This window comes from Janthinobacterium rivuli (assembly GCF_029690045.1).
Lineage (GTDB): Bacteria > Pseudomonadota > Gammaproteobacteria > Burkholderiales > Burkholderiaceae_D > Janthinobacterium > Janthinobacterium rivuli.
The window spans coordinates 2525144-2540946 of sequence record NZ_CP121464.1; the positions used below are offsets into that span (position 1 = coordinate 2525144).

Annotated in this window: 9 protein-coding genes; 5 read left to right on the forward strand and 4 right to left on the reverse strand. The window is 68.8% G+C overall.

The features are described from left to right. The first annotated feature begins 3 nt into the window (after positions 1-3). From rlmB to udk, 5 genes are all read left to right on the forward strand, one after another. Entirely contained in the window at positions 4-747 is a 744-nt protein-coding gene (gene rlmB, locus P9875_RS11615) for a 23S rRNA (guanosine(2251)-2'-O)-methyltransferase RlmB (protein WP_058048541.1), read from the forward strand. A 133-nt stretch (positions 748-880) separates the two neighbouring features. Next, positions 881-1630 carry a serine O-acetyltransferase gene (gene cysE, locus P9875_RS11620; protein ID WP_092712499.1) on the forward strand — a complete coding sequence of 250 codons (750 nt, stop codon included), beginning with the start codon at positions 881-883 and terminating at the stop codon, positions 1628-1630. 10 nt (positions 1631-1640) lie between these two features. Further along, positions 1641-2351, forward strand: a complete 711-nt coding sequence (locus P9875_RS11625; RefSeq protein ID WP_128139835.1) for a YceH family protein — start codon at positions 1641-1643, stop codon at positions 2349-2351. A gap of 13 nt (positions 2352-2364) precedes the next feature. Then, a complete protein-coding gene (locus P9875_RS11630) occupies positions 2365-2868 on the forward strand; it encodes a DUF2199 domain-containing protein (protein ID WP_278318451.1) in 504 nt (167 codons plus the stop codon). A 59-nt stretch (positions 2869-2927) separates the two neighbouring features. Next, positions 2928-3572 (forward strand): uridine kinase, encoded by a 645-nt coding sequence (gene udk, locus P9875_RS11635; RefSeq protein ID WP_034756921.1) that lies wholly within the window; start codon positions 2928-2930, stop codon positions 3570-3572. A gap of 12 nt (positions 3573-3584) precedes the next feature. On the opposite strand, the gene P9875_RS11640 is transcribed toward udk, so the two are convergent. The 4 genes from P9875_RS11640 to P9875_RS11655 form a co-directional block, all read right to left on the reverse strand. Beyond that, complete coding sequence (locus P9875_RS11640) at positions 3585-4754, reverse strand: HlyD family type I secretion periplasmic adaptor subunit (protein WP_099402763.1); 1170 nt, start codon at positions 4752-4754, stop codon at positions 3585-3587. After that, positions 4751-6883 (reverse strand): ATP-binding cassette domain-containing protein, encoded by a 2133-nt coding sequence (locus tag P9875_RS11645; protein WP_278318452.1) that lies wholly within the window; start codon positions 6881-6883, stop codon positions 4751-4753. Before P9875_RS11645 ends, P9875_RS11640 begins: the two co-directional genes overlap by 4 nt. Before the next feature lie 28 nt (positions 6884-6911). Then, the gene (locus tag P9875_RS11650; RefSeq protein WP_278318453.1) at positions 6912-8180 is read right to left on the reverse strand and encodes a TolC family protein; all 1269 of its coding nucleotides are present in this window, start codon (positions 8178-8180) and stop codon (positions 6912-6914) included. Positions 8181-8319: 139 nt separating this feature from the next. Continuing rightward, entirely contained in the window at positions 8320-15387 is a 7068-nt protein-coding gene (locus tag P9875_RS11655; protein ID WP_278318454.1) for a hypothetical protein, read from the reverse strand. Positions 15388-15803: the final 416 nt, after the last annotated feature.

Genomic DNA, 15803 nt, shown 5'->3' on the forward strand with positions numbered 1-15803 from the left:
CAAATGAAGAATAAAATGATTTTCGGCTTCCACGCCGTCACCTCGCGTCTGCGTCATGAAGCGTCGTCCGTGGAAGAAATTTTCGTCGATGCCAGCCGCGTCGACGGCCGCATGAAGGACATGATCGCCGCCGCCAAGGCTGCCAACGTGCGCGTCATGCCCGTCGATTCGTCGCGTCTGGACAAGATCGTCGGCACGCGCCGCCACCAGGGCGTGATCGCGTTTGCCTCGCAACTGTCGCTGGCGCGCAATCTCGATGAGCTGCTGGACGCCATCGACGGCCCGCCGCTGCTGTTGATTCTCGACGGCATCACCGACCCGCACAACCTGGGCGCCTGCCTGCGCGTGGCCGACGGCGTCGGCGCACATGCCGTCATCGTGCCGAAGGACCGCGCCGTGGGCTTGAACGCCACGGCCGCCAAGGTCGCCAGCGGCGCCGCCGAAACCGTCCCGTACATCACCGTGACGAATCTGGCGCGCACCATGCGTGAATTGAAGGATCGCGGCATCTGGCTGATCGGCACCTCGGACGACGGCGAAAAAGGCTTGTACGAAGCCGATTTCACGGGCCCGACGGCTCTCGTCATGGGTTCCGAAGGCGAAGGCATGCGCCGCTTGACGCGCGACACCTGCGACATCCTCGTCAGCATCCCGATGTTCGGCTCCGTCGAGAGTCTGAACGTGTCGGTCGCTTCCGGTGTCTGTCTCTACGAAGCGCGCCGCCAGCGGATTGCTTTAGAAGCATAAGCTAGCGTCACTTGGGGTCAGACCCGTCGGGTCTGACCCCAGCTTGCCGTTGAGGAGCCTCTCGACGTCAGCCCCTCCAGCATTCCCCCTCCGAATACGCTACCATTTGCGTTCCACCTTATTCATTGTCATTATGTTCCACCACCTGCGCGAAGACATCAACAGCATCATCGAACGTGACCCGGCCGCCCGCAATGGCTGGGAGGTGCTGACCTGTTATCCCGGCTTGCACGCCATCGTCATGCATGGCTGGGCGCACTGGTGCTGGACGCGGCACATGAAGTGGGTAGGGCGCTTCATTTCGTATATCGCCCGCATCATCACGGGCATCGAGATCCATCCGGGCGCGGTCATCGGCAGGCGCGTCTTCATCGACCATGGCTTCGGCGTGGTGATCGGCGAGACGGCCGTCGTCGGCGACGACTGCACCATCTACCAGGGCGTTACTTTGGGCGGCACCTCGCTGCACAGCGGCGCCAAGCGCCATCCGACCCTCGAGCGCGGCGTCATCGTCGGCGCCGGCGCGCAGGTGCTGGGCAGCTTCACGGTGGGCGAGTACGCCAAGGTGGGTTCGAACGCCGTGCTGTTGAAACCCGTGCCGTCCGGCGCGACGGCCGTCGGCAACCCCGCGCACATCGTGCAAAAGGATGTCAGCGCCCTGCGCGAGGGCAGCACGGCCCATTTGTTCGCCGCGTATGGCGTCACGCCCAACGGCGACGATCCGCTGTCGAAAGCCCTGCAAGGCTTGATCACGCATGCCGTGGCACAGGAACAGCGCATCGAAACCATCCTCGCCACCCTGAAGGCGGCCGGTATCTGCTGCCAGGCTGTGCCCGAGTGTGATAAATTCGATTCCGAGCAAATGAACAAGCTGGTTGATTAAGGATACAGGCATGACTACAGACGCAAACATAGCTGAAAACGCAGCAGAAAAAAGCAGTGACAATCCGAATCTGCTCGACCCTTTCGAGATCCGCGTGCTGGCCGTGCTGGCCGAAAAGGAAGCGCTGACGCCGGACAGCTATCCGCTCTCGCTCAACGCGCTGACGAACGGCTGCAACCAGCTATCGAGCCGCGACCCCGTCATGGCCCTGTCCGAGGAAACCGTCTACGACGTGCTGCAGCGGCTAATGCAGCGCAAGTTCGTCAATGGCATCACGCAGGCGGGCGCCCGGGTCGCCAAGTACGAACACCGCATGCGCATCAAGTGGTCGCTGGAACAGGACAAGCTGGCCATCCTGACGATCTTGATGCTGCGCGGCTTGCAGACAGCGGGCGAAATCCGCAGCCGCAGCGGCAGGGTGCATGAATTCAAGTCCGTGGCGGAAGTGGAATCCGGCCTGCAATTTTTGATCGACAAATACCCGCCGCTGGTGGCCAAGCTGGCCGTCGCGCCTGGCGCCAAGGAACCGCGCTACGGACACTTGCTGGGTGGTGAAGAGGCGCTGGCGCAGATCGAGACGGCGGCGGGCTACGCCGGCGCCGTCAGCGCGCCGCAACAGGGCAGTCGCGTCGCGCAGCTGGAACAGGAAGTGCTGCAGCTGCGCAGCGACTTCGATGGCCTGGCGGCGCAGTTCGAGGCGTTCCGCAAGCAGTTCGAATAACGTCACTGCACGCATGACTTTTTCCTTCCTGTGCCGCTCCTGCGGCGAAACCCACACGGGCATGCCCAGCTTCGGCGCCGATGCGCCGTGGCTGTATGAGCAGATGGCGCCGGCCGAGCGCGAAGCGCGCTGCCAGCTCGACAGCGACGCCTGCATCGTCGATGAAGCGCACTGCTTCGTGCGCGCCACCATCGACATCCCCGTGCATGGCTCGGATGAGCCATTCAGCTGGGGCGTGTGGGTGTCGCTGAGCGGCGAGAGCTTCGACTCCTGGGATGCCTGCTTCAATGACGCGCAGCGGGCGCACATCGGCCCCTTCTTCGGCTGGCTGAGCACGCAGCTGTCCGTGTACCCGGCTACCCTGAACCTGAAAACCCGCGTCCACCTGCGCGACGATGGCGTGCGCCCATCCATCGAGCTGGAGCCGACGGAGCATCCGCTGGCCATCGAACAGCGCGACGGCATCACGGCAGAGCGGGTGGCCGAGCTGTATGCGCGGCTGGTGCATGGCGCGTGACAGGCCAGGCTTTGCAGCCGCTCCCTGTCAGTCAGCTCGCGTTTCCGGTATCATTCGGCATGAATACTATTTCCTTCCAACCGTTTGTTATTGGTGTCGCTGGCGGAAGCGGCAGTGGCAAGTCCACCGTATCCCAACAAGTGCTGGCGTCGTTTGGCGCCGACATGGTCTCGGTCGTGATGCAGGACGACTACTACTGCGACCAAACCCATCTCTCCCCAGAAGTCCGGCGCCAGCAGAATTACGACCATCCGCAGGCGTTCGAGTGGCCATTGCTGGTGCAGCACATCCAGGCCTTGCGCAATGGCGAAGCGATCGAGATGCCCGAGTACGACTTCACGCTGCACAATCGCTCCAGCCGGACCATACCCGTCAAGCCGGCGCCGGTGATCGTCATCGAAGGCCTGTTCGCCCTGTATGACGAGAACTTGCGCGACATGATGTCGCTGAAGATCTTTGTCGACACGGCCTCCGACGTGCGCTTCATCCGCCGCATGCAACGCGACATCACGGAGCGCGGCCGCTCGGTGGAAAGCGTCATCGAGCAGTATCTGGAAACCGTGCGCCCGATGCACAAGCAATTCATCGAACCGACCAAGCGCAATGCCGACGTCATCTTGCCGCATGGCGCGAATGGCCCTGCGGTCGACATGATTACGGCCAAGGTGGCCAGCGTCATTGGCCGCCTGAAGCCGGCCGGCTAAAAGTCCGCCGCGTCAGCGCTCCCCCATCGATTCCGAAAACGTCTTGGTGATCGGTTTCGTCAGGTAGCGCAAGACCGTCTTGCGGCCCGTGTTGATTTCCACCGTGGCCGTCATGCCGGGCTGGATCAGGATAGGCTCGCCATTCTTGCCCATCAGATTGCGCCCGCTGGTCTTGATCTGCACGCGGTAGTAGGGCTGCTCGTTGCCCTTGTTGTCCTCACTTAAGGTATCGGCGCTGATGTAGCTGACGGTGCCGCGCAAACGCCCGTAAATGCCGTAGTCGTAGGCGTCGAGTTTCACGGCCGTGGGCAGGCCCGGCTTGATGAAGGCGATGTCGGCCGGTTTGACTTTCGCCTCGATGATCAGATCATCGTCCGTCGGCACGATCTGCAGGATTTCCTCGCCCGGCTTGGCCACGCCGCCCAGAGTGGTGAGGCGCACGTTGCGCACGATGCCGTCCGTGGGCGCGTAGATATCCGTCGAGCCCAGCTGCTCCTTGCGCTGCGTCACCGTCTGCAGCACGCCGGCCAGGTCTTCCTGGGCTTTCACGAGGTCCGTCTGACTGTCTTGCAGATATTTGTTGCGCCGGTTGGTGATCTGCGCCTGGATGTCGACCACTTGCCGCCGCAGTTTCAGCACCTCGGCGCGGCTGACATCGCCCGTTTCCAGCAGCGGCAGATTCATTTCCAGCTCTTCCTTGATCAGCTTCATGGCGCTTTCCAGCGAGCTCACTTCCGCCTGCACGGCGCCCTGGCGCTTGCTGAACAGGGCCAGCTGGTTGGCGCGAAATTCCGGGAACGCCTGCAGTTCGGGCGGGAACTTCGGCGCGCCGCCAAACACTTCCGCCTGCAGGCGCGCCACGGCCGCCTTCAGACCGGCTGCCTTGGCCGTGCTTTCCAGGTAGCTCGTCTCGGCCCGTGTGCGGTCGAAGCGCGCCAGCAATGCTCCCTTTTTCACGACGCTGCCTTCATGCACGCGCAGTTCGGCCAGCACGCCGCCATCGGCCACCTGGATGATCTGGTTGCGCGAACTGGCAATGACCTGGCCGTTGGCGCGCGTGACCTGGTCCAGCTCCGCCCACGAAGCCCAGGCGATGACACCGGCCAGCGCCGCCGTGCAGCTCCAGATCAGCACCCGGCCCCGTTTCGCTTCCTCTTTCGCTTCGACCCTGGCCAGTTTCATGCGACGGCTCCTTGCGCCACCGGCGCGGTAGCGGAACTGGGCACGGCCTGCGGCTTGCCCGACAATTTGGCCAGCACGGCATCGCGCGGGCCGTCGAGCAGTACTCTTCCCGCCTGCAGCACCACCAGGCGGTCGAGCAGGGGCAGCAGGGCGTTCTTGTGCGTGGTGGCGACCATGGTCACGCCTTCGGCCGCCAGTTCGCCCAATAGCCCGACGATGCGCGCCTCCGTTTTCGCATCCATGGCGCCTGTCGGTTCATCGAGCAGCCAGATGCGCGGCTTGGCCAGCAGCAAACGCGTGACGGCGATCAGCTGGCGCTGGCCGCCCGAGACGCCGCGCCCGCCTTCGGTGATGCCCAGCGCCAGCCCCCGTGGTTGGCCCAGTATCAGCTCGATCAATCCCGTGCGTTTGGCGGCAGCCAGGATCGCTTCCTCGCCCGGGTCGGCCAGCCCCAATAACAGGTTGTCGCGCAGGGTGCCGCTGAACAGCCGCGTTTCCTGCGGCAGGTAGCCGACCATTTCGCGCACCACGGCCGGCGCCAGCAAGGCCATGTCGACGTCGCCCAGGTAGGCCTTGCCCTCGGCCGGCTGGTACAGGCCCGAGGCCAGTTTCAGCAAGGTGCTCTTGCCCGAACCGATGGCGCCCACCAGGCCGACCCGTTCGCCGGGGCGGATGGCCAGGCTTTCCACTTCCAGCGCCACTTTTTGCGCGCCGCCATACGTAAAGCGGATGCGTTCGAAGCGCAAGCCCGTATCGAGGCTGCGCGGCGTCAGCGCGAACTGCGCGTTGTCCGCCTCGTTGGGCAGGCTGATGACCTGTTCCAGGCCGTCGATCGAGGCGCGCGCATGCGCCCACTGCACCATCACGGCGGGCAGCTGCACGATGGGCATCAGCGCGCGGTTGCTGATGATGGTGCAGGCCATCAGGGCGCCCATGGTCATCTGGTTTTCGGCCACGAACCACGCGCCCATGGAGATCAACGCCACGTTGGTCAGCTGCTGGAAGGCGGCCGTGATGTTTTGCGACAGGGCCGCATAGTCGCGGATATTCTGCTCCGCGTGGCTGCTCTCGGCCACCAGTTCGGCCCAGCGCGCCTGCATCATCCATTCTGCGCTGCTGCCCTTGAGCGTTTCGACGCCATCGACGGCTTCCACCAGCAGGCCCGCCTTGCGGTTGCTGGCGTTGAGGTTCTTGCGCGTATGGCTCTCGATGGCGCGCTGGAACATCAGGCCGCACACGAGGGCCAGCGGCAGGGCCACCAGCGGCACCACCACGAGCCAGCCGCCGATGATGGTGATCATGGCGAGAAAAATCACGGCGAAGGGCACGTCCGTGAGCACGAACAGCGATGTCGACGTCAGCACGCCGCGCACCATTTCAAAACCTTTGACCTGCGCCGCCAATGTGCCGACGGAAGCGGGGCGCGCCTCCATGCGGATGCCCAGCATGCGCTGGAAAAACCACTCGGACAATTCATGGTCGACGTCATTGCACGAGTGGTCGACGATGCGGCTGCGCACCTGCTTGAGGATGAATTCCAGGCCGATCGACAGGGCCACGCCCACCACCAGCACCCACAGGGTGCTGAAGCTCTGGTTCGGGATCACGCGGTCGTACACCTGCATGGAAAACAGCGAGGTGGCCATGGTCAGCAGGGTCACCAGCGCGGTGGCCAGCACGGCGTCGACAAACACGCTTTTCTTCAGCCACAGGGCGTTGCGCACCAGCCCCAGGGCGCCGGGGCGGGCGGCGCTTTTTTCGCTGCGGCGCGGCAGGCCCACGCAAGCCAGGCCAGCCAGTGTCGCCAGTTGCAAGGCGCGCCCATCGACGCCTTCGCCGCGCCAGGCGCCGTCGGCGCCGCGCGACTGCAGCAAGCCCCAGCCCGTGCTGGCGCTGTAGACGGCGAACGGCAGCTCGCCCGGCGTCGGCTCGTGCAGCGGGCGCGCCGCGCCTTCCAGGCCGGCCGCCTGCCAGATGGTGGTCAGTACCGCGCCGGGCGCGCCATTGCCGTCGGCGTCATCGAGCTGGCGCTGCAGGTCGGCCAGGCGCGCGGCAGGCACGTGCTGGCCCGTCAGGCGGGCGGCGCGCTCGATGAGTGTCAGCAAGCCATGTTTGATGGAGGTATCCACGCTGTCTCCTGTTCGTGTTCTGTGGCGGTCAATTGGCGCGCACCATGCCTGCCGGCGCCGTGCGCCCGGCCAGGGTGCCCGTTTGCGCTGCCAGGCGCAGGCTGGCGGCAATCGCCTGCGCGCGCGTGTCTTCCAGCGAAAACTGCGCCTGGGTCGCTTCGCGCACGGCATTGAGTACGTCGTTCCAGCTCTTGCGGCCGATCACGTACTGGCGCGCATACGATTCGAATACCTGCGTCGAGGTGGTGCTGGCTTCGCCCGCATTGCCCAGGCGCTGGCGGCTCGCCTCGGCCTCGTTCCAGTCCAGGGTGAAACGCTCGCGCACCTCGCGTTCGGCCACGTCGTGCGCGGCGCGCGCGCCTTCGCGCCGGGCCACGGCGGCATCCACGCCGGCCTTGGCCGACAGGCCGGCGCCCGGCTGCGCCTGCAGCACCAGCATGGCGCGCGTGCGGTTGTCGGCATTGATGCCGCCCGTGGGCTTTTCCATGCGCAGCACCACTTTCGGCATGTAGGCCGAGCGCTGCAGGGTGATTTCGGAATCGGCCGCCTGCGCCTCGAACTCGAGGCGGTGCAGGGTAGGGGAGTAGTCGATGGCCTGGCGCATGACCCGATCCAGGCTGGCGTCGGGCAGGGGTTCGCCCACGCCGATGCCCGTGGCGCTGACGAGGCGCACGGGTTTGCCAGCCAGTTGCGACAGCTGCGCCAGCGCGTTTTCCAGCGCCTGGCGCGCATTCGATACGTCGTTGGCCGCCTGGTAGGCGCGTGATTCGGCCAGGCGCTGGTCCGTTTGCGAGCTGACCGACTGCGCCACGCGGCGCTTGATCATGTCCAGCAGGCGCTGGTGCTCGGCCAATCCGCCTTCCGCGGAGCGCACGCGCGCCGTCTGGCGCAGCGCTTCCGTGTAGGCGGCGATCACGCGCAGCGAGAGGCTCAGGCGTTCTTCCTCGATGGCGGCGCCGGCCGCATCGACCCGGCTGCCGGCAGCATCGATGCCGGCGTCGATGCGCCCGCCGCTCCACAGCGGCTGCTCGATGCGCACCACGCCGCCCGTTTCCTGCGAACCCGTGGGGACTTCCGCCGACAGGCTGGGATAGCGCTGCCATTGCGCGCCATCGAGTTCGGCGCGCGCGGCCGCCTGCGCCGAACGCCTGCCTTGCACGGCGGGATGGTTTTGCAGCGCCTGCTGCAAGACCTGGTCGAAGCTCCAGGCGGTGGCGCCCTGGGCGCCGGCGAAAGACGATACCGATGCCATGGCCACGGCCGCCAGCAGGGCCGCGATGCGTGGCAGTGAAGACAATGCTGGGAAACCGCGTAATCTCATCCCGTATTTTTCCGGCACCAGGCCTGACGCATTTCTAGGTGTGGCGGGAGCGCGCCGTGTTGCGTTGCGCTCCCGCCGCCGTGCCAGGCGCGGCGCCTGGCGTGGGTGCCCGGCTTCAGACGACGAAGTTGGCCGCCGTCAGTTGCGTGATGTTCACCCCGCTGAGCAGCACCAGCGCCGTGTCGATGGCGTTGGCGTTGCTCAGGTCACTCGAGTGATACACCGTCACGGCGCCGCTGTTTTGCGCATCGGCGATGACGATGTAGCCCTGGCCCGACAAGACGCTGCTGTCGGCCGCGATGGCGCTGGCCGCCGCGCCGATCGACACGGACGTGCCGTCGAAGATGAACAGGTTGTCGTTGCCAAAGTCCGTGCTCAGGTTGACGCCCACGGCCACGGCAGCCGTCAGGTCGGCGATGGCCGACATGTCGATCACGTCGCCGCCGGCGGCCGGCAGACCGGTGCTGAAGTCGGCTACCGTCAGCGGGTTGTGCAGGGCATTCTGGCTCAGCACGAACAGCTGGCTCGCGTCCGTCAGGTCCGCTTGCGCCTGCGCCGCCGCCGCCGCGGCGGCATCGGCATTCGCCGCCACCGTCAGCGAGCTGGCGTCCGTCAGGTCTGCCTGCGCCTGCGCCTGCACGGCGGCGGCGGCCGCCGCATCGGCTGCGAGGTGCAGGGCATTGGCGTCCGTCAGGGCGGCCGTCTGCGCCGCCGCCAGCGCCGCTGCCGCCGCCGCATCGGCAGCCTGGGTGAGTGCCACGGCATCGGTCTGGTCGGCCAGCGCCTGCGCGGCGGCGGCAGCGGCGGCGTCCGCATTCGACACCACGGCCAGGGCGCTAGCGTCGGTCTGCGCGGCGAGGGCGTTCGCTTGTGCCAGGACCACGTCGGCAGCCTGCGCGTCGGCATTGGCCTGGGCCGCTGCCGCGTCGTCCGCCTGCGCGGCATTCGCATTGGCGTGCGCTTGCGCCGCCGCAGCGGCCGCGCTGGCGGCGGCCGCATCGTCGGCTTGCGCCGCTTGCAGGGCCAGCAGGGAGGCGGCGGCCTGCGCCTGCGCCAGCGGCGCGGCCGCATCGGCCGCATGGGCCGCCGCTGCCGCTGCTATCGCAGTATTGGCGTTGACCGTGGCGGCTGCCGCCGCCGCATCGTCGGCCTGTGCCTGCTGCGTGTCGGCCAGCGAGGAGGCTGCCTGGGCGGCTGCGGCCGCGGCAGCGTCGTCGTCGTTCTGCGCTGCCGTGGCGGCAGCCAGTGCGCTCGCTGCCGCGGTTGCCGTACTGACGGCCAGGGCATCGGCGGCGATGGCGGCCGTATGCGCGGCGGCGGCGGCGGCGGCATTGGCCGCTGCCTGGTTGGCGGCCGTGTCGTCGGCCTGCGCCGCCTGTGCGGCGAGCAGCGATGCCGCCGCTGCGGCGGCGCTGGCGGTGGCGGCGGCATCGGCCGCTGCCGCTGCGGTGGCAGCCGCTTGCGCCAGCGCTGCGGTGGCGGCGGCATCCGCGGCGGCCTGGTCGTCGGCGACGGCGGCGTTATGCGCCGCCTGGGCGTTGGCGGCGTTGGCCGCTGCCAGTGCGGCTGCCGCGTCGTCGGCCTGCGCCGCCTGCGTGGCTGCCAGGGTGATGGCGGCGGCAACGGCTGCTGCCGCTGCCGCGACATCGGCGTCGTGCGCGTTTTGCGCCGCCAGTTGGGCGGCGGCGGCTGCCGCCGCGGTGGCGGCGACGTTGGCGTCGGCGGCGATGGCGGCGTCCAGCGCCAGTTGCGCATTGGCGGCGGCCGTGGCGGCGGCTGCCGCCGTGGCGTCGTCGGCCTGGGCATTGAGCGTGTTGGCCATCGAGATGGCCGCTTGCGCCGCTGCCGCTGCCGCGGCGGCATCGGCGTTTTGCGCCGCGACGGCCGCCGCATGCGCGGCAACCGCATTGGCGGCAGCGGTGGCGGCAGCCGCATCGTCGGCCTGGGCCGCCGCCAGCGCCGCATGGGCGGCAGCCGCATTGGCATTGGCCTGGGCCGCATCATCGGCCGCACCCTGGGCGGCGAGCAGGAGGTTCAGTTTCAGCGTCTTGTCATTGTCCGCATCCGTGGCGTTGACATCGGCCGTCACGGCGGCGGTCAGGTTGGCGATGGCCGCGTTGAGCGCGGCATGGGCGTTCAGGGCTGCCGTATCGGACAGTTGCGCCGCCAGGGTGGCGGCCGCCGAGAGGGCGGCCGTGTGCGCGGCATCGGCGGCGGCATCGTCGGCGGCCAGGGCCAGGCTGGCGGCCTTCAATGCGTTGTTGGCCGCCGTGGCGAGCAAGGCCAGGTCGGTATCGGCCAGCAAGGCCGCATTGGCAAGGAGCTGTGCCGCTGCGGCGGCCGCCGCCGTGCTTGCCGCCGTGGCGTCGTCGGCCGCGGCGGCATTGGCGGCGGCGAGCGAGGCGCTGGCCGTCACTATCGCCGCGTTCAGTGCCGTCGTGGCGTTATTCAGGGCCGTTTGCGCGTTGGCTGCCGCCGTGGCTGCCGCTGCGGCGAGGCTGTCGTCGTTCAGCGCCTGGGTCAATGCGGCCAGCGCGCTCGCTGCCGCTGCCGCGGTCGTGCCGACGGCGAGATCGGCGGCCTGTGCGGCCTGGGTGGCTGCCAGCGAGATGGACGCCGTGAGGGCGGCGGTGGCGGCGGCGATATCGTCCGCCTGCGCATGTTGCGTGGCGGCGGCCGAGATGGCTGCCACGGCGGCGGCGGCGGCGGCGGCCGTATCGGCGGTGGCAGCGGCAACCGCGGCGGCCGTTGCATTGGTGGAGTTGAGTACAGCCGCAGCGGCCGCCGCGTCGTCGGCCAGGGCCGCATTCAGGGACGCGAGCGCGTTGGCGGCGATGGTGGCGGCGCTGGCGGCGGCACTGTCGGCCAGTTGCGCCGCTTGCGCGGCAGCTTGCGAGACGTTGGCGACAGTGGCGGCCGTCGCAGCGGCCAGATCGTCGGCGACGGCGGCAGCGGTGGCCGCACTCGTCGTGATGGCGGCAGCGGCCGTGGCGGCCGCATTCGCGTCCGCCTGCAAGGCCGCATTCAGGGCGGCCAGGGCGCTGGCGGCCGTCGCGGCCGTCGTGGCGGCGGCGGTATCGGCCGCTTGCGCGGCCTGGGCCGCTGCCAGCGAGGTGGCAGCGACGCCGGCGGCGGTGGCCGCGAGCGTGTCGTCCAGCGCCGCCGCCGTGGCTGCCGCCTGGGAAGTCAGGGCCAGGGTGGCGGCGGCGGTGGCGGCACTGTCAGCCGCGAGCGCATTGTTCAGGGCGGTCAGGGACGCTGCCGCCGTGGCTGCTGTCGAGGCGGCCGCCGCGTCATCGGCCTGCGCCGACTGTGCGGCGGCGAGCGACAAGGATGCCGTGGTGGCGGCGACGGTGGAGGCCAGTGCCGCCACCAGATCGAATGGATGGGCGGCCGAATAGGCGGCCAGGGCGGCGGCATTCGCGGCATCGTTGTTGGCGACGGTGGTCAGGGCGGCGGCATCCGTCAAGGCGGCCTTGGTGGCCGCCACGGTGGCGGCCGTGACGTTGAGCGTGTGGGCAGTCCCCAGCAGGACGGCGTCGGTGAGGCCGGCGACGGCGGCCGCGGCCGTGGAGGCGGTGGCGTTGACGGTCGCTGCCAGGCCCAGGGCGACGGCGTCCGTCAGGTTGGCCGTCGTTTGCGCTGCGGTGGCGGCGGCCGCATCGACGGTCGCTACCAGGCCCAGGGCGACGGCATCGGTCAGGGCGGCCGTGGCCGCTGCCGTGTTGGCGGCGGCCGTGGCGGCTGTCGAGACGGTGCCCAGCGCCACGGCATCGGTCAGGCTGGCAACGGCGGCAGCGGTGCTGGCGGCCGTGTTGGCGGCCGTCGACACGAGGCCCAGCGCAACGGCGTCGGTCAGGTTGGCCGTCGTTTGCAGGGCGGCAGCGGCAGCCGCGTCGGCCGTGGCGACCAGGCCCAGGGCCGTGGCGTCGGTCAGCGCGGCGGTGGCGGCAGCCGTATTGGCGGCCGTGGTGGCAGCGGTCGAGAGCGTGCCCAGGGCCACCGCATCGGTCAGGTTGGCAACATTCGTCGCCGTATTGGCGGCGGCTGCGGCGGCCGTGGCGAGCAGGCCCAGTGCGGCGGCATCCGTCAGGTTGGCCGTTGTCTGCAGGGTGGCGGCCACGGTGGCATCGGCGGTCGAGATCAGGCCCAGCGCCGTGGCGTCCGTCAGCGCCGCCAGGCTGGCTGCCGAGGAGGCGACCAGCGCATCGGCATTCGAGATGAGGCTCAGCGCGGTGGCATCGGTCTGGCCAGCCGTCGTCAAGGCCAGGCCCGCGGCCGCGTCGGCGGCCGTCGAGACGAGGCCCAGGGCCACGGCGTCGGTCAGGTTGGCCGTGTTTTGCGCAGCCGTGGCTGCCGCTTGTGCCAAGGTATTGGCAGCGCTCAGCGTGTTGACGGCGGTCTGGGCGGCAAGTTCAGCGGCGGCGTCGGTGGTGGAAACGAGGCCCAGCGCGCCGGCATCGGTCAATGCGGCAGTGGCGGCTGCGGCAGTGGCGGTGGCCTGCGCCGCGGCAGCCGCGCTGACGGCCGAGATGTCGACCCCGCCCAGCCCGGCGGCTATTTCCGCCGCCGAGACGGCAGATGCCGCCGTGGCGATGAGTGCATCGGCATCGGTCGCGGCGGCGATGGCTTGCAGGCCGGTGGCCGTCAGCGCATCGGCGGTGGAGATGCCGGCAAGAATGGTGGCATCGAACAGGGCGGCAGTGATATCGGCGTTATCGGCGCCGAGCTGCAAGCTATTGACGGTGGCCGTCAGGTCGAGCACGCTGGTTTGGCCAGCCGTGACGTTGGCGGCCAGGGCGGCGAGGTTGGCGAGATTGAAGGCATTGAGCGCGACATTGACGTCCAGCAGGCTGGCTTGCGCATTCGCCGCATCGGCATCGGCATCGGCCTGGTCGGCCGCTTGCTGCAGGGCGACGACATCGGTCTGGTCAGCCACTGTTTGCGCATTCGCGGCATCGCTGGCGGCGGCTGCGTCGGCAGCGGCCAGGGCGGCCGCATCCGTCTGGTTGGCCGTCGTTTGCGCCGTCAGCGCGGCGGCGGCATCGGCGTCGGAAATCACTTGCAGGGCGGCCGCGTCCGTCAATGCCGCTTGCGTGGCGGCGCTGGCGGCCGTGCTGGCGGCTGCATCGGCCGTGATTTGCAGGGCGGCCGCGTCGCTCAGGCTGGCCGTGACGACGGCATTCGCCGCCACCGTGGCGGCAAGGGCAGCGGCCGCGTCGAGCGCGGCGGCATCGCTACTGGCGGCCAGGGCGGCGGCCGCCGCCGTGGCGGCATCGGCATCGGAAATCAGGGCCAGCGCGGCCGCATCCGTCAGGCCGGCCTGGAGTTGCGCGGCGTCCGATGCCAGGGTGGCGGCATCGGCGATCAGGCCCAGGGTGGGCGCGTCCGTCATGTTCGCTTGTGTCTGGGCATTGGCGGCGTTTGTCGCGGCGGCATTGGCTGCCGCTTGCAGGGCGACGGCGTCGGTGGCGTTGGCGATGGTAGCGTCCTGGGCGGCAACGCCGGCGGCGGCATCGGCTGCCATGCTCAAGGTGACGGCGTCGGTCAGCCCCGCTTGGGTGGCGGCGGCGGTGGCTGCGTTCGCGGCGGCGGTGGCGGCGATGCCCAGTGCCGTGGCGTCGCTGGCATTGGCCGCTGTCGCCGCATCGGCGGCGGCCGTGGCGGCGGCGCTGGCGGCGGCGGCCAGGGCGGCGGCATCGGTCACATCGGCCAGTTCGGTCGCGGCGGCAGACGCGGCGGCATCCGCATCCGAGATGAGGGCCAGGGCGTCGGCATCGGTAAAGCTGGCCTGGATGCCTGCGGCGACGGCGGCGTTGGCGGCGGCCGTTGCCGCCAGGTCCAGCGCGGCGGCGTCCGTGGCATTGGCCAGCGCCGTGGCGGCGGCAGCGGCGGCGGCATCGTTGGCCGCGATGACGCCAAGGGCTGCCGCATCGGTCAGCGCTGCCTGGGTGTTGGCCGCGGCGGCGACCACGTCGGCGGCATCGGCGACGGCTTGCAGCGCCGGGGCGTTGGTCTGGTCCGCTTGCGTTTGCGCCGCATCGGCAGCGGCGTGCGCGGCGGCGGCGTTGGCGGCGGCCGTGGCGGCGGCCGCATCGGCATTTTGCGCCGAGGTGGTGGCGGCAAGGGATATGGCGGCGGTGGCGGCAGCGGCGGCGGCCGCGCTGTCGTCATCCGTGGCGGCGCCAGCGGCCGCTTGCGCGCCGGGGACGACGGCCGCCGTGCTGGCCGCCAGCGTGTCGTCGCTGGTGGCGGTATTGGCGGCGAGCAAAGCTGCCGCCGCCGCAGCGGCGGCCTGCGCCGCCAGTTGGTCGGCCAGGATGGCGGCATTCGCCGCTGCCAGCGAAGCTGCTGCCGTGGCCGCTGCCGCGGCGGCGGCGGCGTCATCGGCCAGAGCGTTATTGGCGGCGGCGACAGCCGCGGCGGCGGCCAGTATGGCTGCGTCGGTGACGACGGTGGTGGTGGATTGATTGCCGGTGCCACCGCCGGTCGAGCCGCCCGTGCCACCGGTACCGCCTGTACCTCCTGTCCCCGTGCCACCGCCGGTGCCGCCAGTGCCCGTACCGCCGCCAGTGCCGCCGGTGCCCGTGCCACCGCCGGTGCCACCACCGGTACCGCCCGTGCCACCGGTGCCGGAGCCGCCGGCCGCAGCGCCACCGCCTCCGCCACCGCCTGCCGCGGCGGCAACCAGGCCAAGGCCGCCGAGCGCGCCCAGCACGCCAAGTCCGCCCAGCCCGCCTGTAGCGCCGGCACCTGCACCCGCGCCAGCCGAAGCCCCGGCGACATCGACCACACTGCCGCTGGGGATGCCGGCCGCCCCGGCGCCGGCGCCAGCGGCGCCACCGTTGTTGTCGCTTTGCGGCGTGCCGGAATCGGCGCCGCCGTTGCCCGCCTGGCCGGCCGCCGCACCACTGCCGCCGGCTGCCAGGGCGGCTGCCGCAGCCAGCGCCGCGGCCGTGCCCAGGGCGGCGGCATTGCCGCTTTCGGCGCTTCCCGTGACTTCCACGACATTTTCAGGCGGCATGGTCGCGCTGGCATCGGCCCCTTTGATCAGTTCGTCTTCGTCATACTGCTTGCGCTCGCCGTCTTTTGGATTGACGGCTTTTTTTGCCGGCGTCGTGATCCTGGCGGCTGCGCCTTCGGCATTGACGGGAACTTGGGCTGGATTTTGGGTGGTGGCCATTTGGAAGTCTCCGGAAAAGGTTATGTACTCGTTCAATTTTCTAAAATAATAAAAAATCAATAATCTGATTCGATTCCTTGCTTGCTCCGGCGAGGCTTGGGCCGTGGTCGAACTTGGGTGTTACCGATGTCGATAATGGCAAGTAAAACATAACTGGAAAAAAAACGCTGGCACAACAGAACATTTATTCAGAAACTATAAAAATGCCATTTTTATAGTTGTTTCATGCGGCATCATTTTTTTGTCTTTTGTTTCTATTGCAACTGGATTGCCGGCTGATATTCACTCGCGGAATGCGGTATTTACAGGCGATGCCTATCTGCTCCCACTCTGATGATAGTTTCAATTCTGAAACTTTCAATTTCATTTTGATCATTTTTCATGACTCTATTCTGTCAAGCTTTGCTTTCACCAAT